Source organism: Terriglobia bacterium, from assembly GCA_020073495.1.
GTDB lineage: Bacteria > Acidobacteriota > Terriglobia > Terriglobales > Acidobacteriaceae > JAIQFD01.
This window is the reverse complement of the sequence record JAIQFD010000001.1, coordinates 805339-829867: the sequence shown is the minus strand read 5'-3', so window position 1 is coordinate 829867 and position 24529 is coordinate 805339. Positions and strand designations below refer to the sequence as shown.

Below are 24529 nucleotides of genomic sequence, written 5' to 3'. Positions count from 1 at the left end.
GCCCCTTGTGCTTGCATTAGAGGGCAGTTGACACGGACTTCGTGTAACACTAGAATCGTGTCATGAGAAACCGCCTGCGCAATATCACGATCACGCTGGAGGAGAGTGTCGCTCGATGGGCGCGTCTGGAAGCGGCGAAGGAGGATACGAGTGTGTCGCGGCTCCTCGCGCGAATCCTGGAAGAACGCATGGTACAGCAGGATGAGTACGGGCGCGCGATGCGCCGGGCCTTAGGCCGCAAGCCCTTTCTGACGACGGACGGATCGTATCTGTCGCGCGAGGAGGTCCATGACCGCGCCCGTCTTCGTTGATACAAATGTGCTCATCTACGCAATGGACGAGGCCGACCGGGGCAAACAACAGGCGGCTCGACGCTGGCGGGCGGCGCTGTGGAAGGCGCGTCTCGGCCGAACCAGCTTTCAAGTCCTGGAAGAGTTCTATGCCAAGGTGACAAAGAAATGGCCGGCAGCGCGCGACCAGGCGCGAGCCGAGGTGCGTGACTTAATGGCATGGCGTCCGCTGCGGGTGGATGGCGAGATAATCGAGCGAGCCTGGAGGATTCAGGATCGCTACCAACTGTCGTTCTGGGACGCGCTGATCGTGGCGGCGGCAAAATCGGCTTCCTGCCGGTATCTCCTAACAGAAGACTTGCAGCCGGACCAGAACCTGGATGGCGTTCGCGTAGTGAATCCGTTTCTGTGTGCCCCCGATTCTATCGCGGGTGATTGACAAGGCTCCGCCCGCGCGACAACAAGGGCCGCGTCAAGGTGCTGCACCGCACCAAGGACGGAAAAATGGAGTTGATCGAAGCACCCTAGCCGGTAGGCACAATTCGGGGCAGACCAGGGGCGCGGCCACCGTCGCGCCCCTTGTGCTTGGGGCGCGGAGGGGCCTCATCACGGCCTTTCTTTGGTACTTATGCGATGATCTAAAACCGCTCCATCAGCCATGCGTTGCTCTCACCCGTTGAGCTAATACTGATCGCGACTTGCTTGCCGTCGGGCGATGGCACCGGCACATCGAAAGATTGTCGATCGGAATGCCAAAGCACGCGCGTGTTCCCTCTCATATCGACACGCAGGACGGATGCTTGCTTGGGCAGGTCACTGGACACATAGAGCGCGTTGGCGTCAGCGGCCCATGCGACGCCTTCAAAATTCCCGGCTTGAGGAACACGCGTTTCCGACACGGCGCCATCGCTGAGGTTGATAACTCTTATGTTGGTATCTGCTAGGTCGCTGTGCACTGCCGCGATTCGCCCTCCATCCGGCGACAGGTCCCAATCGTACCCGTCGCCGCTGCGAAGTTTGAGTGTCGCAATCACGGTTAGGCGCGAATTCCCGGGAACCAACTTGGAGAACCGGAGACCGTCCGGTGTTTCTTCGCTGATGATGCAGACAGGTGCTGACTGGGCACAGCGCAACTGTGCGGTACCCTGGACGTCGTGCACCAAGGTCGTCGCAGAACTCCGACCTATCGAACTCTGCTGGAGTTTTTTCTTTTTGGGATATTCACCGGTCGCTCTATCCCACGACCAGTAAAGGAATGAGGTGCCGTCCGATGTCGCTACAGCGCCCCTTCTCGTTTCGCTCCCCGTGGCCAGCGCTTCGGGTCGGCCACCGGCTGCCGTTTGCTGGTAGATGTCTTCCACGCCGTTCTTACGGTCGGAGGTAAACAGGACAAATTTCGAATCGTGCGTCCACCCAGTCGCCCAGTTGTTGCTTTCTTCAGAGATGAAGGTCGCCAGAGGAGTAGGTGCGCCGCCATCGTCCTGCAAGACTCCCAAGAAAACGTCGTACTTGAGTCTGATCTTGAGAAACGCAACACGTTTTCCGTCACTGGTGGAACTCAAATCCGCCCAATAAATGCCGGGGTTGCTCGCCAATCGAGACGGCTTGCTGGTTGGTGTTCCCAATTTGGGCTCCACTGCGATTGCCCACAAATCCGAACCCTTCGTTCCTTCTGAGTTTCGTTCGACAAAGAGTATGCGTCCGTCGAGCAACCAACAGAGACCGGTAAACTCCTCCTGTGGCCCGGAGGTCAAGTTAATCCCGTCGGCGACCGTGGTAGTTTCGCCTGTTGCGATTTGAACTGTTCCGAGGATGTCCCCTTTGCCTTCCGTGCCCGTTCTGATGAAAGCCACTCGGGAATTTGCAGGTGACCACGCAATATCGGAGAACCAATTGCCCTCCGTCGTGGACAAAATCCTTCGCGGTTCGCCTTCCTCCGAGTCCATAACCCAAATGCCCCGCTCTGTCTCAGCATCCACAAACGCAATCCGAGATCCGTCTGGCGCGACGGCAGGGGACAATGCCTTATCTCGGATTTTGTGCGGCTCGCCGACGAGAGGGAACAGCCACAAGCTTTCCAGTTTTTCTCTACCCGCGGGGCCGGAGACGAGCAACCTGTTAGAATCCGGGAACCATGCCAGGGTCCAGTTCGGGCTCGCAAAAGAGAAGCTCTCGCCCATCGGCACTGGCAGCGTTCGCGCCTCCCCTCGTCCTATGTCTTGGATAACGACTCCTTCAGCTGAGACGTAAGCCAGATATTGGCCATTCGGCGAAATCGCAGCTGCACTCACCGGGCGTATTGCTGCGTTTGTCGTGAGCTGGGTGTAAATGGGTGGCGGCGCCGGTGTCGAGGGAACGAACTTCAGAAACACGGCTAACGCGACGAAAATGCCGGCACCGACAACTACACTGGCTAGTCCCCGGCGACGAACCTTCTCTCGCCGCAACTTACGCGGTAGCTGCGGATTGCCGACCTCGCTGATGTATAAGCTGAAGAGATGCAGCCGGACGCCGTGCTTTGCTTTCGTCCTCCCAATGTCGTGAAGCTGGTCTCCCCAAGTGCCGACCTGCGAGAAGAATCTCGCGGTGTCTTCAGAGACCAAGATATGCCCTGCATCACCACAATCCATGACGCGCTGCGCGAGGTTCACACCACCGCCGGCGACGTTCATATTGGCATTGATATCTTCGACGCGATAGACGGGGCCAGTGTGAATCCCCATTCGCAGCTTGACAGCTGGATGGCTTCGGAGAACTCGACTCAGCTCGACGGCAGCCCGCAAGGGAGCCTCTGGATCCCCAAAGAAAACGAGAGCCATGCCGTCGCCTGTAGGTAGCCGTATCAGTCTTCGTGCTTCGCTCGCCTGCCGGAACTCCTCAGCTCCTCGAACAATGTCTTGCAGCTCCTCCAATATGCCCTTTTGTTCTTCGATCGTGAGCCGCGAGTATCCGACTACGTCCATGAACAGCACATGGGCGACTTCAAGGGTCCGCGTAGTCCGTTCTCCGTATGCTGTCCCAGAGTCCGCCATGACAATCCCTTAGTCCGTCAATGTTGCGTGAGCCTAGTGCTGAACTTTGAATGTGTCAACCGGGCACGAGACGCGGTGTGGTGCTTCCGCCAGGGCAGATCGGAGGAGTGGCCGTCGTCGGCGGCAGCGTGGATGGTGAGGCCCAGGCTGCGCGGTCGCCGGTGAGAATGTGCCAGGCGCCGAGATACTGCTCCCAGTTGCCGCGGCTTTCTTCGTTGATACCAGCCTCTGATCCATCCTTTGCTAGCCGTGCCTCTTCGAACCCGTTGCGGGAGGGTCAGGCCCGGCAGGGCCGGATGAAAGTAGCCCGGCATGGAGCCGGGGTCCCCAGCGAACCCGCTGTTGGTTCGCTGGGGTGGTGGTGCCGCTAGGCGGCGGAATGCCGGGTAGACGTGCAGATGTGACTCCGAGTCCCGTAGGGACGGCTGAGGCTCGGGCCTTCCTAGGGGAGTAGCTTCGAGTTGCCGCCCAAACCCGGCACTTAGGTGCCGGGCTTCTCTCAGCCGCGCCTTCGGCGCTGGACACCGCTACCTCACTTACCCGGCACTGGGCCGCTGCGCGGCTTGTGCCGGGCTACTTTCATTCGCCCCTTCGGGGCTAAGCCGCGGGCACTGCGCGAGAGCCTCTTCATAGTAAGGCAAATGCGGTGTGTGACACGGGCGAAGATCAGTGCCCCCGGACCGACATCTGCGGCAATCATGGTCGATTCAGGGAAGTGCCGAAAAGGGGCCATTGTCGGCTGCGGCGTGGATGGTGAGGCCCAGGCTGCGGTTGCCGTCGGCAGGGTCGCCGGTGAGGAGGTGCCAGGCACCGCGGTAGTCCTCCCACTTACTGCGGCTGGGGCGGCCGGAACGGTCGCACACGATGAAATCGAAGGGCTGGTTCTCGCCAACGATCGTGTCCTATGCAGTTCCCCAAGCGACCGCAACTTCGCGAGCCAATAGTGCCCTGGTTCGTACTGGCAGCGATGCTCCTGCGCTCTGACTCCGCCGAACTTGCGGGAGGATTGCCCCCCGGAAGTGCCATCGACTTTGGTAAGTCATGCGAACCTCCGTAATCATGGAATATTGCTGCGCCTGCGGTACGATCCGATTGGCCCATTCCCCCAGAGTTACAGGAGGGCGCAGTGAAGCATCAACGCGGTTTTTCGCTGATCGAGCTGTTGATCGTCGTGGCGATCATCCTGATCATCGCGGCCATCGCCATCCCCAATCTGCTGCGGTCGCGGATGGCGGCCAACGAAAGCTCGGCGGTCGGCTCGATCCGCACCGTCAACACCGCGGAACTGACATATCAGCTCACCTATCCCGCCCAGGGCTTTGCCTGCACGTTGCCGACCCTGGGGCCGCCGCCTCCCATGATGCCTCCGAATCAATTGCGTGCCGACCTGATCGACAAGACACTTGCCGCGGGACAGAAAAGCGGCTACAGCATCCAGCTCCAGGCCTGCGGTCCCAATCCACCCAACGTGGCATATCAGGCGACTGCTACGCCGCTAGCGCTCGGGACCTCTGGGCAGCGCGCCTTCTGCTCGGATGCATCCGGCGTGATCAGGTTCAGTAGCGATGGCCAGGCGGCAACGTGCTTGGCCGCTGGCAACGTGCTCTAGCCGAAAGCGATCTGTGAATCGCACGCCGGAAGAACCAAGTTGCCGGGTGGCCCCGGGTGACCTGGGGGGCGCCGCACACGAGACGGTCTTGCTCGTCAGGGAATTAACAAAAGTTGTTCACTTCCTGGTCCACAATCTATATCTTTTAGCTATTGTCAAGGACTATTTTATTGGCTCGCAACCTGCTGATTCCGGAGCAGCTACGGCGCCGCCTCTCCCCGGACGCGCAACTCGGTTTGCTATGCTGGATGGAGCGGGCCCAGGCTCGCCCGAGGTTCAGGCGCTTTTCTCGCTGACCACTGCCCCCTGAATCCTCGCCTAAGTCCTTTAGAACGACATATCGACATATCTTCGCGCCTAACTCCTCTCTTTCGACATATCGAAGGGGAGGGGGAGGGGGTCTGCATCTGTCGCCGCCCGCCTTCCTTCGTGTCTTCCGTTGTGTACCTTGGTGTCCTTTGTGGTGGGTCTTTTCTTGCCCTTGACCGCATCCCTCCTGATCCCCTTGATATCAAGAGCTAACTCGAGGCGTTTGGCGGGCGTGAGCAACGCGGGAGCCCGCCGCCGAGACCCTGACGCGAAGCGGAAGGGTCTACTGCTCCCTTTGATATCAAGAGCTAACTCCTTTGTTTCAATTGATCCGGGGGAGGGGTGGGGTGGCCGGAACGGTCGCACACGATGAACTCGAAGGGCTGTTCTCGCCAGCAATCGTGTCCTGGGCAGTCCCCCAAGCGACCGCAACTTCGCGAGCGACGGCGGCGCTGGCCGCCGGTCCCGCTGGAGTGTCGCCGGACATGCAATGCAGTGACTGCAGTCACAGACAGGGTGGGCCGGGCAGGGGCAGCATGCAGCACCGCGCCTTTGCGACCCTCTCGCGGGCCCAACCGTTGCAAAGGATTGTGGAAAAGTCGGGCCTTGGTGGAATTCTGGATGCCCGGCCAGAAGTCGCCGCTGGACCTCACCCACTCACGCTCCGAGGTCCGCAGGAACACAGCAATCAAAAAGGCGGGCGACCAGGCGATCGCCCGATGTGAGAGTTGTTGAGCCCCCGATCATCATCCGGCCCCAGTCCATGATTCTCGGAGGTGCTTGATGGCCACCACGACCCTCGGGGAGCCGCGTCCGCAGAATCTTACCAGGCGTGCGGCGCCCGCAATCGATCTGCTGGTGGAGCGCGAAGCGGCCGCCCAGGCCCTCGATTCCCTCAACCGCGGCCTCATTGTGGCCGACGACTGCTCCCGAGTTCTGTTCACCAATCAAACCGCCAACAAGATTTTCAAGTACGCAGACGGCTTGTACAGGGGTCCCGACGGGCTGTCTGCCTATCGCGCCCGGGATACGGTGGACCTTCGCGGTCTGGTGCGCTGGGCGGCCAGTCGTCCGGCTCCTTCACCGGAGACTGCCGCAGTCTTGTCGCTATGGCGGCCTTCACTGAAGCCCAGCCTCCTGCTCCGCATCGCTCCGGTGCGGATGCCGACCGGGCTGGCGGGCGGTCCTCTCTGTCGCGCAGTTGTCTTTCTCCAGGATCCGGCGGCGCTCGCCTGTATCGACCAGGCTGCCCTCTCCCGCCTCTACGGTCTTACGCGCGCAGAAAGTCACCTGGTCGTGCTCCTCCTCAACGGCAAGACACTGGCAGAAGCCGGCGATGCGCTTCATGTCACCCCCAATACCGTCCGCACTCACCTCAAGCACATTTTCTTGAAGACGGAAACCAATCGCCAGACGCAACTCCTGGCGCTCTTGATCGGCAGCGTCCTCCAGCAACCCGATCTCTCTTAGACCCGCTTCTCTTTTACGACGCCAGAAATATCGACCGATATCACCCATATGGGTGATGACGGCCCCCCTATCGACCGCGCATGATTCGCCTCCTCGGAGGACACCATGGACCCGCATGTCAGGCGCCGTGGGCCGTTTCGCGGCGAAGTCGGCAACTTCATAAAGGTGTTTCACGATCTGCCTTGCTACTCCTACACCATCCGTACTGACGCCACCGGAGAAGTGGTGGCGGAAGGGTACGCCGGCGACTTGCGGGAAGCGATTCAGACGGTCGACCTGTACCTGGACTACTTCGTCCGCCAGCCCGGGGCTGCGTGAGCTCCGCGGTGTGTCGCCGGGCTCGGCTGGGCCGCCGCTGAGCCTTCGCCATCGCTTTGTGCGGAAGTTGGAGAAGCCACAGGCGATCGGTGACGAAAGGGATGGAAATGGGACGCCTTCCGCGTTTTCGGGTCATCGACCTCGGAGTCGTCGAAGGTAATCACAATATGGTTCACGCCATCAACAACTCGGGCTCCTTCGTCGGCGCCGCCGCTAACGAGCAGCACGCCGTGCAGGCTTTCGTCTGCAACGGGCGCAGGTCCGCCCTGGGGACTCTCGGCGGCGCGTTCAGCGCCGCCCACGGCATCAACAATGCCGGACAGATCGTCGGGGGATCACTCACCGCCGGAAATGACACCTTTCACGCGTTTCTCGTTACCGGGGGCGTGATGTACGACCTCAACCAGCTTCTCGTCGATGCCCATCGCTGGGAGCTCCTCCAGGCGGTGGGGATCAACGACCAGGGCCAGATTGTAGGAGTGGGGTTGCTTGACGGGAAGGACCACGTATTCCTTCTGAACCCCACCGAAAGCGAGGGCAACGCCTCCCGGCTGTGATCGGGAGTGGAGTCATCTCGGATGTCCTTGACGAGTTTTCTGCATCCCGCGCGTCCCCGGCAGGGATGCGGTAGGGCCCCTTCTCAGGAGATATGGAGATGAAGATTCGATACCACCTGCACCGCCGCTGCCCCACCTGCGGAAGTGGCCACGTCAGCAGCTCCCGCCGCGACGGATGGTTCGAATGGACGGTGCTTCCGTTCCTTGTGCTTCGCCCATTCCGTTGTCGCACCTGCATGCGGCGCTACTGGGGGTTCTGGCCGGCCAGACGCGCGCTCCGGCTCGAGCACCTCCGAGCCACGTGACCTCGGGCGGAACGCGAGCCGCGCGCTGGCGTTCCGTCCACGAACTTGCGTTGAGGAGGAAACAGCTCTGATACCGCTGTGATGAAACAGGAGGCAATGAACATGAAGAAATGGTTATTCGTTCTCGTTCTGATGGCGGTGGCGACCGCCGCGGTCGCCGACACCGTGACCCTGCAACTGGTGGGCACTCCGTACGGCCAAATCGGTCCCTACGACATGAAGGTCAACGGCAGCGTGCAGCAATTGGCGTGCGGCTCCGACGTGAATTTCATCACCATGGGCGAATCCTGGACCGCGCAGGTTTACACCATCGCCGACATCAATACCAATCCATATTTCACTCAGAACCCAAACAAGTGGAATATGGCTGCCCTGTTCGCCGATCTGCTGCTCAAGAATCCTGGAAACGCGGCCATCCAGAACGACGTCTGGGCGGCCTTGGGTCTGGGCGGCGGCTTCGACGGTGTTTGGAAGCCTATCGTGGACGCCTTTCTGGCTGCCAATCCCGGCTACCAGACTCCCGATTTGTTCTACATCCCGGTCGTTGCGGACTATGACGTAGCTCACGGATATCCCTACGGCATTCCGCAGCCATTCATCGGTGTGCCCGAACCATCGTCGCTGATGCTGTTTGGATCAGGGCTCTTCGCCGCTGCCGGCTTGGTGCGCCGTAAGGTCCGGATCTGATGGGGCGGATCTCTCGGTTCCGCTTCGGCTCTGACAAGACGATTGCGGGTCGGCGGGCGGCAAACCAGCCGCGCCGCAATCCCGCGACGACAGAGTTTTGTTTTAGGAAATTGGGCCCGTGCAAGACAAATACATATACATACTGGAGGTTTTCTGTGAAAACTCTTTGCATTTTGTCTCTCGCCGTGGTGCTGTTCGTCTGTGCCGGCACCGCCGTCGCAGACACTGTGGCGGTCGGCGATCCGGTTGTCTTCGGGAGCTGGCAGCAGGGATTCCACGCGTTCAACATGACTTTTGACAGCTTTGGGATCGTCATGCTCAGCGGCACTCTCGAAAGTCCGGGGACGAATGGCTTCAGTAATGGAAGCTGGGGGGCAAACTTTGTGTTCCCCTGGTACGCCACCGCCACCGGCAATACCCTCACCGATCTGACTTTTAGCGCGCTATTTAGCGGCAGTCCCAACGACCCCTTGTCATTCACCATCTATTTCTATGATGCGGGGGCGCTGATCGAGACTGATACTGCCAGCTGGCATCCCGCTATCGGGTGGGACATCCAGGAGGGCGGTGCTCAGGTACCCGAGCCCGGCTCCCTGGCGCTCTTCGGCAGCGGTCTGACGGCAATTGCCTTCCGCATTCGGAAGCGCTGGGCGGCCTAGCGTCGAGCGTCAGCGCAGAAGACCTCCCCCTTCTGCTGCTTCGGATCGGCACGGGTGCGCTGCGCGGCCGCACGATCGCACCCGGGCCAATTCTGTCTGGTCTTCGGGGCCTTCGGCGGTGGTGACAACCAGATCTTTTTCATCAGCACCTCGACCGAAGTCCCCGAGCCAGGATCGCTGTCGCTGTTGGGTCCGGACGGTTCGGGATCGCAGGCACACTGCGCCGGAAGGTACGCCGATAACGTCTCAGGAGTCGTTGTGCAGCCGCCCTGCGGGGCGGCTTTCTTCTTGCAGGCTGTTGAACTGTCCAGAAGTCTGCCGTTTCTGGCATCCGTCGATCCGATTGTTGGCGAGAAATCCCCATCTCGCCAACGACACTGGTCATTTGCTGGGAAGGGCTGTTCTCGCCAGCGATCGTGTCCTACGCAGTTCCGCACTCGACAGCGCCCAGAACAGCTTCGACCGCGGCGATCCAGCCACAATAAAGTGGCACAGTCGAAAGCGGCGGGCTAGAATGCGTGACCGCCACAAGCGCCACACGCCTTCCAAGAGGCACAACAGTGGGGCGAGGTGAGGTCACGGCTCACCGAATACTGGAGGGACATCCATGCTGGTCCGGAAAGCCGTAGTCTGGAGCCTCGTTGTGCTCGGGCAGATTCTCTTGGCCATTGCGCCGGCGTCTGCTCGCGCCGCAGCGCAAAGGGCGCCAAGCGGAGGCAAAGTCCACACCTACTTTGTCGCCGCCGATGAAGTGGACTGGGACTACACGCCCGACGGTCTCGACAGGATCACCGGCAAGCCCTTCGCGGGTTACGCCAAGACATTCGTGGAGGGCGGCCCGCAGCGCATCGGCCACATCTACCGCAAGGCGCTCTATCGTGAATACACCGACGACACTTTTGCCCAGCTCAAGCCGCGCCCGGCCGACCAGCAGTACTTGGGGAGTCTCGGCCCGGTCCTGCGTGGCGAAGTCGGCGACACCATCCGCGTGGTCTTTAAGAACCACGCATCCCGGCCCTACGGCATGCACCCGCACGGCGTCTTCTACAACAAGGACTCCGAAGGCGCGCTGTACAACGACGGGACCAGCGGCGCCGACAAGGCCGATGACGCGGTGCCGCCCGGCAGCATCCACGTCTATACCTGGAAGATTCCCCAGCGCGCCGGACCCGGCCCGAGCGATCCCAGCTCGATCGTCTGGCTCTACCACTCGCACACCGAAGAAATGCGCGACGTCAACAGCGGCCTGATCGGGGCGATCATTGTGACTGGCAAGGGCATGGCCCGGCCGGACGGCACCCCCAAGGATGTGGATCGCGAATTCCTCAGCCTCTTCATGATCTACGACGAAAACCAGAGCCACTATCTCGACTACAACATCCAGCACTTCGCCGGCGACCCCGCGGGCGTGAAGAAGCTGGACCTAGAGCCGCGCGATACGGATGACATGTTTTCTCTTATCGGCGTGGGCTTCGCGCCTTCCAATTTCAAGTCCACCATCAACGGCTATCTGGCTGGAAACGGGCCGATGACCAGCATGAAGCTTGGTGAGCGCGTCCGCTGGTATCTGGTGACCTTGGGCGAAGGGATCAACTTCCACACTCCCCACTGGCACGGCAACGTGGTGCTCGACCACGGCCGGCGCACCGACGTTATCGCCCTCAGCCCGGCACAAATGGACACCGTGGACATGGTCCCCGACGCTCCCGGCATCTGGCTCTACCACTGTCACATCTCCGACCACATGGACATGGGTATGGTCACCCGCTATCAGGTGCTGCCGTGACCGGCCGCGTCTCGCGGGGAAGCGCTTAGGAGGTAGGCATGCTCGAGCACACCGTTCGCCGCACCGGAGACGTCACCATCCTCGATCTAAGCGGACGCATAAGTCTGGGCGAGGCAGTCGCTTTTGGCGCGGGCAGCGGCGCCAAGCTCAGCGATCTCATCCGCAGCCTCGCCCATGAGGGCCACACGCGCATCCTGCTGAACCTGAAGAAAGTGGCCTACATCGACAGCTCCGGGATCGGCGACCTGTTCGGCGCCTATACTTCGCTGCGCAAGCAGAACGGGGAGTTGAAGTTCTTAAGCCCGAACAAGACCGTCCGCGACGTGTTGAAGCTCACCCGTCTGGATAAATTCATCGATATGAAGGACGACGAGACGGAAGCCATCCAATCGTTCTCCAAGCCGGCGGCGGGATAGGTCTTGCTGGCGACATCCGCAGCTCAGAGGGGCACAGCGATGTGCCTGTTTTTGTCGAGATTTCCGTGGAGTGCGCGCGCGGGCAGCGCGATACTGTGCGGGATGTGGCGCGCCCTCCAGATCGCTGCCGTCGTGTTCGCCTGCCTGGCTTCCGCGAGCGCACAGAAGCCATCCACCGCAAAGAAGGGGATCTCCGACGCCCAGCGCGCCCAGCTCAATGAACAGCTGATCGCCGCGGCGGACGACGAGAAGCCGGCGGCGGTCCGCGCCCTGCTCGCCCAGGGCGCGGACCCCAATGCCGCCGACAACTTCGGCACCACGGCGCTGATGCACGCTGCGGAATCGCCCAATCCCGCGGTCGTCCAGGCGCTGCTCAAGGCGGGAGCGGACGTCAACCGCGAGGACTCCGGCGGCTGGACCGCCCTCATGACCGCGGCCGAGGCCGGCAACGTCGAGGTCATCAAGCTGTTGTTGGTCCGGCATGCGGAGATCAACCTGGTGGACAAGAACGGCTGGTCGGCACTGACCGAGGCTGTGCTGAATAACCACGCCGACGCCGTGAAGACACTGGTCGCGCATGGGGCATCGCTCGCTGTCCGCGATCCCGACGGCCGCACCCTGCTGATGTTCGCCGCCGCCGAGGGCCACGCGGCGGTGGTGGACATCCTGCTCGATGCCGAGCCGCCCAGCCGGTTGCCGGCATTCGTCAACGGACGCGACCGCCGCGGCTGGACCGCGCTGCACCATACCGTCGCGCAGGGCTGGAGCGCTCTCGCCGGCGTCCTGCTGGAGCGCGGCGCCGACCCCAACGCGCGTGCCGTCGATGGCCGCACGCCCCTGCTCCTGGCCGCCGACCACGACGACCTGGACAGCGCGCGCGTGCTCCTGGGGCGCGGCGCCCGCGTCAATGCCGCCACCAGTAGCGGCATCACCGGGCTGATGCTGGCGGCGGGCCGCGGGCATATTGACATGGTCACTCTGCTGCTCGAGCAGGGTGCGGATCCCAACCTGCGCGCCCGCAACGGCCGCACCGCCATCTCCGAGGCCGCCCGCAACGGTCACGAGGACATCGTGAACCTGCTCCGCAACCCGCCTCCGCGCTCCGGACCGGGGCCGCGGTGATACCATCGGCCTATGGCGGTCCGCCGCAAGGCTCCCCAGAAGTCTGAGCCAATCGTGGCCCGGCGCAAGGGCGCGCCCAGCGCGCGCCGTCCCGAGCTGGTGCTCATCACTGGCATGAGCGGATCGGGCAAGGCGTCCGTGCTCAAGGCCTTCGAGGACCTGGGTTACTACGCGGTGGATAACCTGCCGGTCGAGTTGCTTCCACGCTTCGCGGAACTGGCGAAGCAGTCCGCCGAGATCGAGCGCACCGCCCTGGTGGTGGACGTCCGCGAGGGCGTCAAGCTGGGCAAGCTGCCCGCCATGCTGCAATCGGTGCGGCGCATCATGCCTACCACCGTCATCTTCCTGGAAGCCAGCGACGAGTCGCTGTTGCGGCGCTTTAGCGAGACCCGCCGCCCACACCCGCTGGGCACCTCGGAACCCGTCAAATCGTCGCTCAAAGCCGAACGCCTGCGCCTGCGCGCCATCCGCAAACTGGCCGATGTGGTCATCGACACGTCGCGCTTCAACGTTCATGAGCTGCGGGCGCACATCAACGAGCGCTTCCAGCGCGAGGCCACGGACAAGAACATCCTGGTCTCCTGCGTCAGCTTCGGCTACAAGCATGGTGTCCCCGACGACGCCGACCTGGTCTTCGACGTCCGCTTCCTGCCCAATCCGCATTTCGTGCCCGAGTTCCGCCCGCTCACCGGACGCGACCCGCGCGTCGCCAGATACATCCGCTCCTTCCCCCAGACGCAGGAATTCATCACCCGCATTTCCGACCTGCTGGTGTATTTGCTGCCGCACTACGTCAAGGAAGGGAAGAGCTACCTGACCATCGCGTTCGGCTGCACCGGGGGCCAGCACCGCTCGGTGATGATCGCCGAAGATGTCTACAAGCAATTGAAGAAGGCGGGATACCGGGGAAAGGTGGTCCATCGGGACTCACCCAAATAGTTCTGGAGAATCCGCTAGAATAGGCGCTTGCATCCCCTCAACCCCATTTCGGACGCGGCCGCCCAGCGGCCCGCACGCCGACTGTCCGCCCAGCGGAGCCCATGCGTCAACTGAGCCGACTGCTCCGCTACGTGCGGCCCTATTCACCGCAGCTCTTTTTCTCTGTGCTGCTGATGGCCATGGTCGGCCTGCTCGACGCCTTCCGCGTGCTGCTGATCGGCCCCATCCTCGACCGTGTGCTCCATCCGGCCGTGCATCCTTCGGGCATCTCTCTGTTCCGCGTCCCGTGGAGCGGACAGAGCATCTATCTGGGGCAGTTTGTCCCCGACTACTTCCACAATGATTGGACGGTGGTTGCTGTTGCTCTGGTCGGAGCCACGGTCCTGAAAGGCATCTTCGACTACGCGGGCACCTACCTGGTGAATTATGCCGGGTTCGGCATGATCACCGACTTGCGCAACGAGCTTTACAACGCCATCCTGCGCCGTTCGGTGGGATTTTTCTCGAAGTTTTCGACGGGCACGCTGATCTCCACCATCGTCAACGACATCGAGCGCGTGCAGTACGCCATGTCGGCGGTGCTGGCGGAGTTCCTCCAGCAGATCTTCACCTTCATCTTCACTGCCGCCGTGGTCTTTCTGTTAGGGGGAAGATTGGCTTGGGTGCTGGCGATCTTCGTACCTTTCATCCTGGGCTCGGCGCGGCGCATCGGGCATCGCGTGCGCCACACCACCCGTCGCGGACAGGACAAGCTCGCCGACGTGCAGAACATCCTGCAGGAGACCATCACCGGCCACCGCATCGTGAAGGCGTTCAGCATGGAGCGCTGGGAGAACCTGCGTTTCCGCGACGCCGCCAGCCGCCTGTTCCGCGCCAACCTGCGCTCGGTGCGCGCCGCCGCCGTGAGCTCGCCGCTGATGGACATCTTCGGGGCCATCGCCATCGCACTTCTGCTGCTGCTGGGCCGCGACTGGATCAAGCACGGCCGCTTCACGCCGGGCATTTTCCTGGCCTTCATCGTCGCCGTCTTCAAACTCTACGAGCCGGTGCGCAAGTTCGCCCTGTTCAACAACAGCTTCCAGCAGGCGCTGGGCGCCTCGTCGGCCATCTTCACGTTCATGGACGCCGAGGACAAGGTCCGCGAGAAGCCGCACGCCAAGCCGCTGCCGCCGTTCACCGGGTCGGTGAAATTCGACACGGTCAGCTTTTCCTACCAGGACGAAGAAGAGGCACGCGACGTGCTGCGCGGCATCGACCTCGAGGTCAAGCGGGGCGAGGTGCTGGCGGTGGTCGGCTCCAGCGGCGCCGGCAAGACCACGCTCATCCATCTGATCCCGCGCTTCTTCGACGTCAGCGGCGGCCGCCTGCTCATCGACGGCCACGACGTGCGCGACGTCACCCTCGCATCGCTGCGCGCCCAGATCGGCATCGTCACCCAGGAGACCATTCTTTTCAACGACACGGTGCGCAATAACATCGCCTACGGCCAGCCGCACGTCTCCCTGGACGCCGTCCGCGATGCCGCCAGGGCCGCGCTGGCCGACGACTTCATCACCGCCATGCCCGAGGGTTACAACACCGTGATCGGCGAGAAGGGTGTGCGCCTCTCCGGCGGCGAGCGCCAGCGCATCGCCATCGCCCGCGCCATCCTGAAGAATGCCCCTATCCTTATTCTCGACGAGGCGACCTCGGCACTGGACTCCGAGTCCGAGTCTCTGGTGCAATCAGCCTTACAGAACCTGATGGCTGGCCGCACGGTGTTCGTCATCGCCCACCGGCTTTCGACCGTGCGGCGGGCCGACCGCATTGTGGTGCTGGAGAACGGCGCCATCACCGACGCCGGCACCCACGAGGACCTGCTCGGACGCCTCGGGACCTATCGCAGGTTGTATGATTTGCAGTTCGTGGACCTGGAGCAGCCGCGGGTCCAGGCCGGTTCGCCCGACTGACAATATGCCCATCCGCTCCATGACGGCGTTCGCCAGCGTCACAGGACAGGCGCGCGAGGACATTTCCTTTTCCCTCTCGCTCAAGTCCGTCAACCACCGCTTCCTTGACCTGCACCTGCGCATGCCCAACCAGACCGACGCGCTGGAGATGAAACTCCGCCGCCTTTTGAAAGACAAGCTGGCACGCGGGCACGTGGAGCTGACGCTGACCGTCGAGAGGGCTTCCAGCAACGGCTTCGCGCTCAACCGCGAGCTGGTGAGCGGATACATTGGCGCTTTCCGCGCGGCCGCCAAAGAGTTCGGCATCACCGCTGAGCCCGACCTGAACGCGGTCCTGCGCCTGCCGGGTGCGATGGGCAGCTCCGAGGGCCCGGTGGACGAGCGGCTCGACGCCATGGTGGTGCAGAAGCTGGAAGAGGCCATCGGCCTGCTCAACGTCATGCGTGACGAGGAGGGCCGCGGCATCGATCGCGAGCTCCGCGAGCGCATGCGCCATCTCCAGGCCGCCAACAGCGAGGTCGAGAAGCTGCGCGCCGCCGTCTCCCGCGCCTACCTGGAAAAGGTGCAGGCCCGCATGAAGGAACTCATCGGCGGGCACGCCGACCAGGACCGCATCCTCCAGGAGGCCGCCCTGCTCGCCGAGCGAAGCGACGTCCAGGAGGAGATCGTGCGCTTGAACACGCACATCCAGCACTTTATCGGCCTGCTGGATGCCGGCGGCGAGGTCGGCAAGAAGCTCGACTTCCTCTTGCAGGAGATGAACCGCGAGGCCAACACCTTGCTCTCGAAGACCGCGGGCGTGGCCGGCGAGGGCCTACGCATCACCGAGCTTGGCCTGGCCATGAAGTCCGAGATCGAGAAGTCGCGCGAACAGGTGCAGAACGTCGAGTGAACGGCCTCATCTACATCATTTCGGCCCCGTCGGGTTCGGGGAAGAGCACGCTGGTCAACGAGCTGCGCAAGGTCGTCGCCGGGCTCGAGTTTTCCATCTCCTACACCACGCGCAAGCCGCGCGGTTCCGAGCAGAACGGTCGAGAATATTATTTTGTGTCGCGCGAGGAGTTCGATCGCATGCTCCGGCGTGACGAGTTCCTGGAGCACGCGGAGGTATTCGGTAACCATTACGGGACCGCGCGACGCTTCCTGGACGACGCGAACCGCCGCGGCCAGGACCTGCTGCTCGATATCGACGTCCAGGGAGCGGCGCAGATCAAGGGCAGGCTTCCGGAAGCGATCACCATCTTCGTGCTGCCGCCGTCGCGCGAAGAATTGCAGCGCCGTCTTCACCGCCGCAGCGACGCCGACGCCCTGGCCGGGCACCCCGTCACCGAGGAGACCATCCAGCGGCGCCTGCAAACTGCCACAAAGGAAATTGAGAAATATCCCGAATACGACTATATTCTTGTGAACGACCGACTGGAACAGTCCATCGACGCGCTCAAGGCCATCGTCCTCTCCGAACGTCTCACGCGATCGGGGAAGAGTCTCTCCGAGCAAGAGCAGATGATGGTGAGCATGGCGGATGCGTGCAAGCAGCAGAACATGCGCCCGCGGCTCCAGTCGATCCTGAAGTCATTCGGTCTGCCCCCGGCCCCCAGCGGAGATTAGAGGTGTCTGGCGTATGAAGCTCATCGAAGGGTTCGACAGCAACTACCGCTACATCCTGGTGGCGGCGCGGCGCGCGCGCCAGCTTCAGGGCGGCGCTCGCCCCATGGTGGAGACAGTGGCGCGCAAGCCCTGCAAGATCGCGCAGCAGGAGATCGAGGCCGGCAAGGTGAAGTTCATCGTGGGCGCCGAAAAAACGCCCGCGGCCAAGGCCAGCGAATTGCTCGATCAGGCGCTCGGCGCTCCGCGATAGTCGTTCGAGACGTCGCTTGCGACGTCCCCGTGCCGTCGGTCATCGAATAAGTATGAAGATCGCTCTCGGCGTCTGCGGAGGCATTGCCGCCTACAAGGCGGCGGAGCTGGTACGCCAGTTCCAGGACCGTGGCATTCGCGTGCAGGTGATCATGACGCGCGCGGCCCAGGAGTTCATCCGGCCCCTGACCTTCGCCGCGCTCTCCGGCGAGAAGGTGATCACCGACCTCTTCGGACACGGCGCCGAGCAGCCCAACATCGACTCCGCGGTCGAACACATCGCGGTGGCGCAGTCCATCGACGCGCTGGTGGTGGCCCCCGCCACCGCCGACACCCTCGCCAAGTTTGCTCATGGCCTGGCGGACGACTTCCTCTCCACACTCTTCCTCGCCACCACGGCGCCGGTCGTGGTCGCTCCCGCGATGAACGTCAACATGTGGGAGAACGCGGTGACGCAGGCCAACGTGGCCAAGCTGAAGGAGCGCGGAGTGCGCGTGGTCGAGCCCGACTCGGGCTACCTGGCGTGCGGCATGACCGGCCCCGGCCGCCTGGCCGCGAACGAGGGGATCGTCGCCGCGGTCATGGACGTGCTCGGCGCGCACCAGGATTTCGCCGGTGAGACCGTGCTCATCACCGCCGGTCCCACGCGCGAGCCCATCGATCCGGTGCGCTACATCGGCAACCGCTCCAGCGGAAAGATGGGGTATGCGCTCGCCGAAGCCGTGCTGCGGCGCGGCGGACGGGTTGTGCTGGTCACCGGTCCGACGGCGCTGCAACCGCCCGGCGCCGCCGAAGTGGTTCCGGTCGAGACCGCGGCGGAGATGCGCGAGGCAGTGTTGAAGCGCCTGCCGGAAGCGACCGTGGTGATCAAAGCCGCAGCCGTCGCCGATTACCGTCCGAAGCAGAAGTCCGAAAAGAAGATCAAACGTAGCGGCGCGATGGCGCTCGAGCTCGAGCCCACCGTCGACATTCTGGCCGAGGTCGGCCGCAAGCGCGATTCGCAGATCGTGATCGGTTTTGCCGCCGAGACCGACAACGTGCTGGAGAACGCGCGCAAGAAGCTCGCCGCCAAGAGCGTGGACGCCATCGTGGTGAACGACGTCTCGCGCCGCGGCATCGGCATGGACTCCGACCGCAACGCTGTCACCATCCTCACCGCCAGCGAGACCATGGAAGTCCCGGAGACCACCAAGTGGGAAGTCGCGCACCGCGTGCTTGACGCGGTGTTGCGGATCCGCCAGCACCGCCACCAGCCGGCCGCCACGCGCCACTGATGGCACTCGATCCGAAACTCCGCGAAGCCCTCGCCAACCGTGTCCGTTATTACCGCGACATGGGGATCTACGACCTCTACCGCCGGGCGGGCGTGGCACGGCCGCCCTCGTCTGTGCAGGAAGAAGCAAGTGTGGCGGAGCCGTCCCCGGTTGTGCAGGTCGCATCCTCAGAAGATATGTTCGCGCCGACGCGCCCTGAATCCCGCGCCCAGGATCCCGCCGAGGCGCTGCGCATCATCCGCGAAGACCTGGGCGACTGCACCCGCTGCGTCCTGCACAAACAGGGACGCAAGCAGATCGTGTTTGGCGTCGGAAACCCGCGCGCCGAGCTGATGTTCGTGGGCGAGGGCCCCGGCGCAGACGAAGATGAGCAGGGCGAGCCCTTCGTGGGCCGCGCCGGCCAGTTGCTGAACAAGATGATCACCGCCATGGGCCTGCGCCGCGAGGACGTCTACATCGCCAACGTGGTGAAGTGCCGACCGCCAGGCAACCGCACCCCCGAGCGCGAGGAGTGCGACACCTGTTCGCCCTTCCTCATGCGCCAGATCGACGCCATCAAGCCCAAAGCCATCGTGGCGCTGGGCGCGGTCGCAGCCAAGAACCTGCTCGGTCTGAACGACTCCATGGCCAACCTGCGGGGGCGCATGTACGATTTCCGCGGCGCCATGTTGGCCGTCACCTACCATCCCGCCTTCCTGCTGCGCGACCCGCGGCAGAAAGGCGAGGCGTGGAAAGACCTCCAGATGGTCATGCGCCAACTCGGGCTACCCAATCCCCAAAAATCACCGGCGGAGTAGGCCGTGCCAACATTCTGTGACGTCGCACTGCCCGTCCCCCTCGACCAGACCTTCACCTACGCGGTGGATGGTGTCGAGCCGGTGGTGGGCGGGCGCGTGCTCGTGCCCTTCCGCAACCTCCGCCTCTCCGGCGTGGTCACGGCGCTGCACGACACCAAGCCGAGCGTCACGACCAAGAAAGTCCTCGAAGTCCTCGATCACCAGCCTGTGCTCGACGCCGAACTGCGCAAGCTCGCCGCATGGATCTCGCAGTATTACATCGCGCCGCTGGGCGAGGTGTATCGCACGATGCTGCCGCTGGCGGGGGAGTTCCGCCGCGTGCGCGCGCTGCGCATCACCCAGCAGGGCTGGACGGCGCTGCACGAATCGGCGGAGAAAGGTGCGCGCTCGCGCCGCAGCGAGGAAGACACCCTCGCCGAATTCCGCGTGCTGAACTATCTCGCCGGTCACGATGCCGCGCGCGAAGAGACCGCGCGCGCCGCAAGCAAGGTGAGCCGCGGGGTCATCGATCGCCTGCTGCGCCGCAAGTGGATCGAAGCAGAAGACGTCTCCACCGCGCACGACGCCACACCAACCGTCAGTATCGCCGTCTTGCGCATGGCCGAGGGGCGGCTTAACCAGAACCAGCGGCAGCTCGTCGAAATGCTCGCCGCCACCGGCGGGCGCGCGCGTGTGGACACCTTGCGCAAGCTCGACCTGCCCCAGAGTACCCTGGAAACCCTGGTCCGGCGCGGCATCGTGCAGATCGAAGAAGAGCCGGAGGGATTCACCGTTTCATCCGCACGCCCGCACGGCTCGGACTTCGAACTCAACCGGGAGCAGCGCGGCGCGCTGGAACAGATCCAGAAGGCGGTCGAGTCGCGAAGCTTTTCCGTGACGCTGGTGCACGGCGTCACCGGGTCGGGCAAGACTGCCGTGTACTTGGCGGCGATGCAGCGGGTTCTTGCCGCCGGTCGTTCTGCCATCCTGCTCGTTCCCGAGATCGGCCTCACGCCGGTCGCTGCCGCGAACCTGTACCAGATCTTCGGTGAGCAGGTGGCGGTGCTGCATTCCGCCCTCTCCGACGGCGAACGAGCCCAGCAGTGGCACCGCATCCGGCGCGGGGAAGCAAAGATCGTGGTCGGCACGCGCTCTGCGGTCTTCGCGCCCGTGAGCGACCTGGCCCTCATCGTGGTGGACGAGGAGCATGACACTTCCTACAAGCAGGAAGAGACGCCCCGCTACCACGGGCGCGACGTCGCCGTCATGCGCGGCAAGCTGGCAAGAGCCGCGGTCGTGCTGGGATCGGCTACGCCTTCGCTCGAATCCTTCCATAACGCCGCCAGCGCCAAGTACCAGCTTCTCGAACTGAAGGAGCGCGTCGAGCAGCGGCCGTTGCCCGAGGTCGCGCTGGTGGACATGCGCCAGGAGTTCCAACAGACCGGCGAAGAGCACGTCTTCTCCCGCCGCCTGGTGGAGGAGATCAACGACCGCCTGGCCCGCGGCGAGCAGGCCATGATCCTGATGAACCGCCGCGGCTACTCGTCGGTGGTGCTCTGCCGCGCCTGCGGCGAGACCCTGCAGTGCAAGAACTGCGCCATCGCTCTCACCCACCACAAGCGCGACCAGAAGCTGGAATGCCATTACTGCGGATATCGCGAGCGGGTGCCGCAAAAGTGTCCCAAGTGCGGCAGCGAGTACATCTACTTCCTCGGCGCGGGCTCGGAGAAGCTGGAAGACCTGCTGCACGGCGCCTTTCCCACCGCGCGCATCGGGCGGCTCGACCGCGACACGGTGCGCGCGCGAGGCGACTTCGAGCGCGTCCTCAACGCGCTGCATGCCGGGGAACTCGACCTGCTGGTGGGCACGCAGATGATCGCCAAGGGACACGATATCCACGGGGTCACGCTGGTCGGCGTGGTGGGCGCCGATTTCGCCCTCGGCTTCCCGGATTTCCGCGCCGCCGAACGCACCTTCCAATTACTGACCCAGGTCGCGGGCCGCGCCGGACGCGGCGAAACACCCGGCAAGGTCGTCCTGCAAACCTGGTTTCCCGACCACTACGCCATCCAGTTCGCTGCCACCCACGATTACGCCGGATTCCAGGAGAAGGAGCTGCGCTACCGCCGCTGGATGCACTACCCGCCCTTCAGCGCGCTGGCCAACGTGCTGGTGCGCAGCGGCAAGCTGGAAGAAGCGCTGCGCTGGTCCGGGCTGCTCGGGCAGTGGTTCCACAAGACCCGGCTGGACGGCATCCGCGTGCTCGGGCCCGCGGCGGCACCCATCGTGCGCCTCAAGCGCGACTACCGCTATCACTTCGTCCTGAAGTCGCCTTCTCGGCAGAAGCTGAACGACGCTCTGCGCGCCATGCTCCAGCACGCGGAGCAGCACCGCGTCCCGCGCACCAACGTGATCGTGGATGTGGACGCCCTCTCGCTGCTGTAGCGGTCGGCAATCAGCACTCAGCATTCAGCCCGCGATAAGCGCGGATTAGTGTGGGCTGAGTGCTGAAAGCTGACTGCTGAGTCCTATCTCAGTTCCGAGATGCCCGTACCCGGGAACGGCGACGGCATGAACGTCAGCAGGAACATGACCAGGCCCAGCACGGCGAGCGCGTAGCGTCCGGGGGAGAGATCGGGTCCGCGCTGCACATTCGGATGCCGCATTCCGGTGATCAGCAGCAACATCGACCAGAGTCCCCAACCCGACCAGTACTTGGTCAGGTAAACGAGCACCACGACCGTGAGCAGCGACACCCAGCGGTGCAGGTGCGGCTTCACGGCATAGACGATGTGCCCGCCATCGAGCTGTCCGCCGGGCAACAGGTTCAGCGCCGTGGCAAACATCCCCACCCAGGCAGCGAGCGCCGTGGGATGCAGATAGAGGGCCTGCAACGGGACGCGCGCAACGTCCGCATGGCTGCCCAGGGCCCTCAGCGCGTACTGGACGTAGTAGAAGATTTCGGGGTACCCCAGCGGTATGGCAGATGCCACCACTCCCGTCGGCATCTTTTTCGACAGCAGCAGCGAGACCGCCAGCGTCACCACCGCCACCACGAATCCGGCGATGGGGCCGGCAATGCCGATATCGAAGAGTTGCGCGCGGTTGCGGATGGGCGACTTGATGCGGATCACCGCCCCCAGCGTCCCGATCAGGGTCGGCGCCGGGATGAAGTAGGGAAGCGTCGCGAACACGCGGTAGCGCACGCAGTAGAGGTAATGCCCCATCTCATGGCAGAACAGGATCAGCAGCAGCGTCGCCGAGAAGGGCACGCCCAGCAGCAGCCGCGACGGCTGTGCCAACACCCACCGCAACGGAAACCACCAGAACAGCACCTGGCTGGAGGTGGCATCGTCCGGGATGGGCGGAAACGCCGGCAGGTTGGCGTGGAAGTTGTATTCGAGGCGCGCCCCCACCACCAGCGTGGTGAAGATCGTCAGCAGGAACAGCAGCGCGTGCAGCCAGTAACGCCGGCGCGGAGGCTCCACCGCATACACCTCGAGCGGACGATAGAGCTCGAACGTCGAGGACGGGACGGGTGGTTCGGGCGGCGAGAGGGGCGGGTTCGGCTCAGACATGGGGCACAAATACTCGGGGGTACGGCGTGCGCGCGCGACCGGCCGAACCTAGTCGATAGACTGCAATTCTTTCCCCGGCTTGAAGCGGACCGCCTTGCCGGGAGGGATGTTGACCTCGGCGCCGGTGCGCGGGTTGCGTCCGATGCCGGTCTTGCGCGGGCGCACGTTAAAGACGCCGAAGCCGCGCAGCTCGATGCGGTCGCCGTGGGCCAGCGCCTTCTTCATGCTGTCGAAGACGGTCTCGACCGCCAGCTCCGCCTTGGTCTTGGTGATGCCCGTTTTACTCACCACTTCATTGATGATGTCCAGCTTGATCACAAGCAGCTCCAGACCGGCGTCGCGCTGAGCCCGCCCGACGCACACTGTTGAAATACCTGTAAAGCACGGATACTACGGACTTTAGCCCCTATTTGTCAACGACGGGGGTTGCGATTAAGATGGGCACACCGTTCCAGCCTGCCGCAGGGTCGCACGGCGATAAGTCCCTGCCGGACAAGAACCTAGCAATCCCGAGGAGCGAAATGTCCATTAAGAGTGACCGCTGGATCCGCAAGATGGCGCTGGAGCACGACATGATCAACCCCTTCTCCGAGAAGCAGATGAGCCAGGGTGTGATCAGCTACGGGGTGTCCAGCTACGGCTACGACCTGCGGGTGGCCGACGAGTTCAAGATCTTTACCAACGTCAACTGCACCATCGTGGATCCCAAGGCTTTCGACGAGCGCTCCTTCGTTACCATTCGCTCAGAATGCGCCATCATCCCGCCCAACTCCTTCGCCCTGGCGCGCTCCATCGAGTACTTCAAGATCCCGCGCGACATCCTGACCATCTGCGTGGGCAAAAGCACCTACGCGCGCTGCGGCATCATCGTGAACGTCACTCCCTTCGAGCCGGAGTGGGAGGGCTTCGTGACCCTGGAGATCTCCAACACCACGCCCCTGCCGGCCAAGATCTACGCCAACGAGGGCCTGTGCCAGATCGTCTTCTTCCAGTCCGACGAGATGTGCGAAGTCAGCTACAAAGACCGCAACGGCAAGTACCAGGCACAGAAGGGCATCGTGCTGCCGAAACTCTAGATATAAGTCGCTCAGAAGGCGGGGCACAAGCCGCGCCTGTTTCTTTGCGGGCAAAAGCAAATGGCACGGCGTCTGCCGTGCCGGCTAACGACAAGCGACCAACGGCTAGCGGTTGTTCTGCCCGCCGTTCTCGCCTTCCTTGTACATGTATTTGATGGATGGCTTGTAGATGAGCAGGTTTGCCTGCCCGCTGCGCGTGACTTTGATGCAGGTCTTGTCGTACCACTCGATGTAGCCGTGCACCAGTTCGCCATCTTTGAGCACGATGACCATCGGGGTCTTGGACTGCATCTGCTTCTGGTAATAGAAGTTCTCGGCGTGGGTCTGCTCGGCCGGCGGGGTCTTCTTGGCGGGGCGCTCCCGGCGCTCCATCAAGACCTGGCCGCCATTTCCCTCGGGACGGGTCAGCGTGGGGCGGATCAGTTTGCGATTCGCGAAATCGTCCGTCTCAGGAGCACGACGCGGCGCGGTGGATTCTATTTCCTTCATCTCGATACCGTGCTCCGTCCGCCCTTGGGAC

Annotated in this window: 23 protein-coding genes and 1 pseudogene; 20 read left to right on the top strand and 4 right to left on the bottom strand. The window is 63.3% G+C overall.

Going from position 1 to position 24529, the window contains the following annotated elements:
- Positions 1–74 precede the first annotated feature (74 nt).
- On the top strand, positions 75–311 hold the full coding sequence (locus LAN37_03795) for a CopG family transcriptional regulator (GenBank protein MBZ5646331.1): 237 nt from the start codon (positions 75–77) through the stop codon (positions 309–311).
- The gene (locus LAN37_03790) at positions 289–729 is read left to right on the top strand and encodes a PIN domain-containing protein (GenBank protein MBZ5646330.1); all 441 of its coding nucleotides are present in this window, start codon (positions 289–291) and stop codon (positions 727–729) included. Before LAN37_03795 ends, LAN37_03790 begins: the two co-directional genes overlap by 23 nt.
- A gap of 199 nt (positions 730–928) precedes the next feature.
- Here the strand turns inward: LAN37_03790 and LAN37_03785 are convergent, their stop codons facing one another.
- The gene (locus LAN37_03785) at positions 929–3253 is read right to left on the bottom strand and encodes a hypothetical protein (protein MBZ5646329.1); all 2325 of its coding nucleotides are present in this window, start codon (positions 3251–3253) and stop codon (positions 929–931) included.
- A gap of 1195 nt (positions 3254–4448) precedes the next feature.
- Here LAN37_03785 and LAN37_03780 point away from each other — a divergent pair.
- The 17 genes and pseudogenes from LAN37_03780 (at position 4449) to priA (ending at position 21800) form a co-directional block, all read left to right on the top strand.
- Positions 4449–4931: a prepilin-type N-terminal cleavage/methylation domain-containing protein gene (locus LAN37_03780; GenBank protein MBZ5646328.1), complete on the top strand. Its 483-nt coding sequence runs from the start codon at positions 4449–4451 to the stop codon at positions 4929–4931.
- A gap of 1092 nt (positions 4932–6023) precedes the next feature.
- Entirely contained in the window at positions 6024–6710 is a 687-nt protein-coding gene (locus LAN37_03775; protein ID MBZ5646327.1) for a helix-turn-helix transcriptional regulator, read from the top strand.
- A gap of 105 nt (positions 6711–6815) precedes the next feature.
- A complete protein-coding gene (locus tag LAN37_03770; GenBank protein MBZ5646326.1) occupies positions 6816–7028 on the top strand; it encodes a hypothetical protein in 213 nt (70 codons plus the stop codon).
- Between the two features lie 107 nt (positions 7029–7135).
- Positions 7136–7585, top strand: coding sequence for a hypothetical protein (locus LAN37_03765; GenBank protein MBZ5646325.1), 450 nt, complete (start codon positions 7136–7138; stop codon positions 7583–7585).
- 908 nt (positions 7586–8493) lie between these two features.
- Positions 8494–8577: pseudogene (locus tag LAN37_03760) on the top strand (PEP-CTERM sorting domain-containing protein).
- A gap of 173 nt (positions 8578–8750) precedes the next feature.
- A complete protein-coding gene (locus LAN37_03755) occupies positions 8751–9236 on the top strand; it encodes a PEP-CTERM sorting domain-containing protein (GenBank protein MBZ5646324.1) in 486 nt (161 codons plus the stop codon).
- A gap of 607 nt (positions 9237–9843) precedes the next feature.
- A complete protein-coding gene (locus LAN37_03750) occupies positions 9844–11022 on the top strand; it encodes a multicopper oxidase domain-containing protein (GenBank protein MBZ5646323.1) in 1179 nt (392 codons plus the stop codon).
- Positions 11023–11060: 38 nt separating this feature from the next.
- Positions 11061–11438, top strand: a complete 378-nt coding sequence (locus tag LAN37_03745; GenBank protein MBZ5646322.1) for an STAS domain-containing protein — start codon at positions 11061–11063, stop codon at positions 11436–11438.
- 102 nt (positions 11439–11540) lie between these two features.
- A complete protein-coding gene (locus LAN37_03740; GenBank protein ID MBZ5646321.1) occupies positions 11541–12560 on the top strand; it encodes an ankyrin repeat domain-containing protein in 1020 nt (339 codons plus the stop codon).
- Between the two features lie 12 nt (positions 12561–12572).
- Complete coding sequence (gene rapZ, locus LAN37_03735) at positions 12573–13499, top strand: RNase adapter RapZ (GenBank protein ID MBZ5646320.1); 927 nt, start codon at positions 12573–12575, stop codon at positions 13497–13499.
- A gap of 101 nt (positions 13500–13600) precedes the next feature.
- Positions 13601–15448: an ABC transporter ATP-binding protein/permease gene (locus LAN37_03730; GenBank protein ID MBZ5646319.1), complete on the top strand. Its 1848-nt coding sequence runs from the start codon at positions 13601–13603 to the stop codon at positions 15446–15448.
- A 4-nt stretch (positions 15449–15452) separates the two neighbouring features.
- Entirely contained in the window at positions 15453–16340 is an 888-nt protein-coding gene (locus LAN37_03725; protein ID MBZ5646318.1) for a YicC family protein, read from the top strand.
- Positions 16337–17056, top strand: coding sequence for a guanylate kinase (gene gmk / locus LAN37_03720; protein ID MBZ5646317.1), 720 nt, complete (start codon positions 16337–16339; stop codon positions 17054–17056). Before LAN37_03725 ends, gmk begins: the two co-directional genes overlap by 4 nt.
- A 13-nt stretch (positions 17057–17069) precedes the next feature.
- Complete coding sequence (gene rpoZ, locus LAN37_03715; GenBank protein MBZ5646316.1) at positions 17070–17306, top strand: DNA-directed RNA polymerase subunit omega; 237 nt, start codon at positions 17070–17072, stop codon at positions 17304–17306.
- 52 nt (positions 17307–17358) lie between these two features.
- Entirely contained in the window at positions 17359–18579 is a 1221-nt protein-coding gene (gene coaBC / locus LAN37_03710; GenBank protein MBZ5646315.1) for a bifunctional phosphopantothenoylcysteine decarboxylase/phosphopantothenate--cysteine ligase CoaBC, read from the top strand.
- Positions 18579–19376, top strand: coding sequence for a uracil-DNA glycosylase (locus LAN37_03705; protein MBZ5646314.1), 798 nt, complete (start codon positions 18579–18581; stop codon positions 19374–19376). The genes coaBC and LAN37_03705 overlap by 1 nt, the downstream gene beginning before the upstream one ends.
- Positions 19377–19379: 3 nt before the next feature.
- Positions 19380–21800: a primosomal protein N' gene (gene priA, locus LAN37_03700; GenBank protein MBZ5646313.1), complete on the top strand. Its 2421-nt coding sequence runs from the start codon at positions 19380–19382 to the stop codon at positions 21798–21800.
- 83 nt (positions 21801–21883) lie between these two features.
- Here priA and LAN37_03695 read toward each other — a convergent pair whose 3' ends face one another.
- Both LAN37_03695 and LAN37_03690 read right to left on the bottom strand, forming a co-directional pair.
- Positions 21884–22933 carry a site-2 protease family protein gene (locus tag LAN37_03695; GenBank protein MBZ5646312.1) on the bottom strand — a complete coding sequence of 350 codons (1050 nt, stop codon included), beginning with the start codon at positions 22931–22933 and terminating at the stop codon, positions 21884–21886.
- Positions 22934–22981: 48 nt separating this feature from the next.
- Positions 22982–23251: an integration host factor subunit beta gene (locus LAN37_03690; protein MBZ5646311.1), complete on the bottom strand. Its 270-nt coding sequence runs from the start codon at positions 23249–23251 to the stop codon at positions 22982–22984.
- Positions 23252–23454: 203 nt separating this feature from the next.
- On the opposite strand from LAN37_03690, the gene dcd reads away from it, so the two are divergent.
- The gene (dcd, locus tag LAN37_03685) at positions 23455–24009 is read left to right on the top strand and encodes a dCTP deaminase (GenBank protein MBZ5646310.1); all 555 of its coding nucleotides are present in this window, start codon (positions 23455–23457) and stop codon (positions 24007–24009) included.
- Between the two features lie 105 nt (positions 24010–24114).
- Here dcd and LAN37_03680 read toward each other — a convergent pair whose 3' ends face one another.
- Positions 24115–24381 carry an RNA chaperone Hfq gene (locus LAN37_03680; protein MBZ5646309.1) on the bottom strand — a complete coding sequence of 89 codons (267 nt, stop codon included), beginning with the start codon at positions 24379–24381 and terminating at the stop codon, positions 24115–24117.
- Between the last annotated feature and the right edge of the window lie 148 nt (positions 24382–24529).

Bases quoted from the DNA above. Each gene is read 5' to 3' on its own strand.
- rapZ (MBZ5646320.1), top strand. From the start codon at position 12,573: ATGGCGGTCCGCCGCAAGGCTCCCCAGAAGTCTGAGCCAATCGTGGCC.
- LAN37_03775 (MBZ5646327.1), top strand. From the start codon at position 6,024: ATGGCCACCACGACCCTCGGGGAGCCGCGTCCGCAGAATCTTACCAGG.
- LAN37_03790 (MBZ5646330.1), top strand. From the start codon at position 289: ATGACCGCGCCCGTCTTCGTTGATACAAATGTGCTCATCTACGCAATG.
- LAN37_03765 (MBZ5646325.1), top strand. From the start codon at position 7,136: ATGGGACGCCTTCCGCGTTTTCGGGTCATCGACCTCGGAGTCGTCGAA.
- LAN37_03745 (MBZ5646322.1), top strand. From the start codon at position 11,061: ATGCTCGAGCACACCGTTCGCCGCACCGGAGACGTCACCATCCTCGAT.
- LAN37_03770 (MBZ5646326.1), top strand. From the start codon at position 6,816: ATGGACCCGCATGTCAGGCGCCGTGGGCCGTTTCGCGGCGAAGTCGGC.
- LAN37_03695 (MBZ5646312.1), bottom strand. From the start codon at position 22,933: ATGTCTGAGCCGAACCCGCCCCTCTCGCCGCCCGAACCACCCGTCCCG.
- rpoZ (MBZ5646316.1), top strand. From the start codon at position 17,070: ATGAAGCTCATCGAAGGGTTCGACAGCAACTACCGCTACATCCTGGTG.
- LAN37_03740 (MBZ5646321.1), top strand. From the start codon at position 11,541: ATGTGGCGCGCCCTCCAGATCGCTGCCGTCGTGTTCGCCTGCCTGGCT.
- LAN37_03680 (MBZ5646309.1), bottom strand. From the start codon at position 24,381: ATGGAGCGCCGGGAGCGCCCCGCCAAGAAGACCCCGCCGGCCGAGCAG.
- LAN37_03785 (MBZ5646329.1), bottom strand. From the start codon at position 3,253: ATGGACGTAGTCGGATACTCGCGGCTCACGATCGAAGAACAAAAGGGC.
- LAN37_03725 (MBZ5646318.1), top strand. From the start codon at position 15,453: ATGCCCATCCGCTCCATGACGGCGTTCGCCAGCGTCACAGGACAGGCG.
- dcd (MBZ5646310.1), top strand. From the start codon at position 23,455: ATGTCCATTAAGAGTGACCGCTGGATCCGCAAGATGGCGCTGGAGCAC.
- LAN37_03730 (MBZ5646319.1), top strand. From the start codon at position 13,601: ATGCGTCAACTGAGCCGACTGCTCCGCTACGTGCGGCCCTATTCACCG.
- coaBC (MBZ5646315.1), top strand. From the start codon at position 17,359: ATGAAGATCGCTCTCGGCGTCTGCGGAGGCATTGCCGCCTACAAGGCG.
- LAN37_03750 (MBZ5646323.1), top strand. From the start codon at position 9,844: ATGCTGGTCCGGAAAGCCGTAGTCTGGAGCCTCGTTGTGCTCGGGCAG.
- LAN37_03705 (MBZ5646314.1), top strand. From the start codon at position 18,579: ATGGCACTCGATCCGAAACTCCGCGAAGCCCTCGCCAACCGTGTCCGT.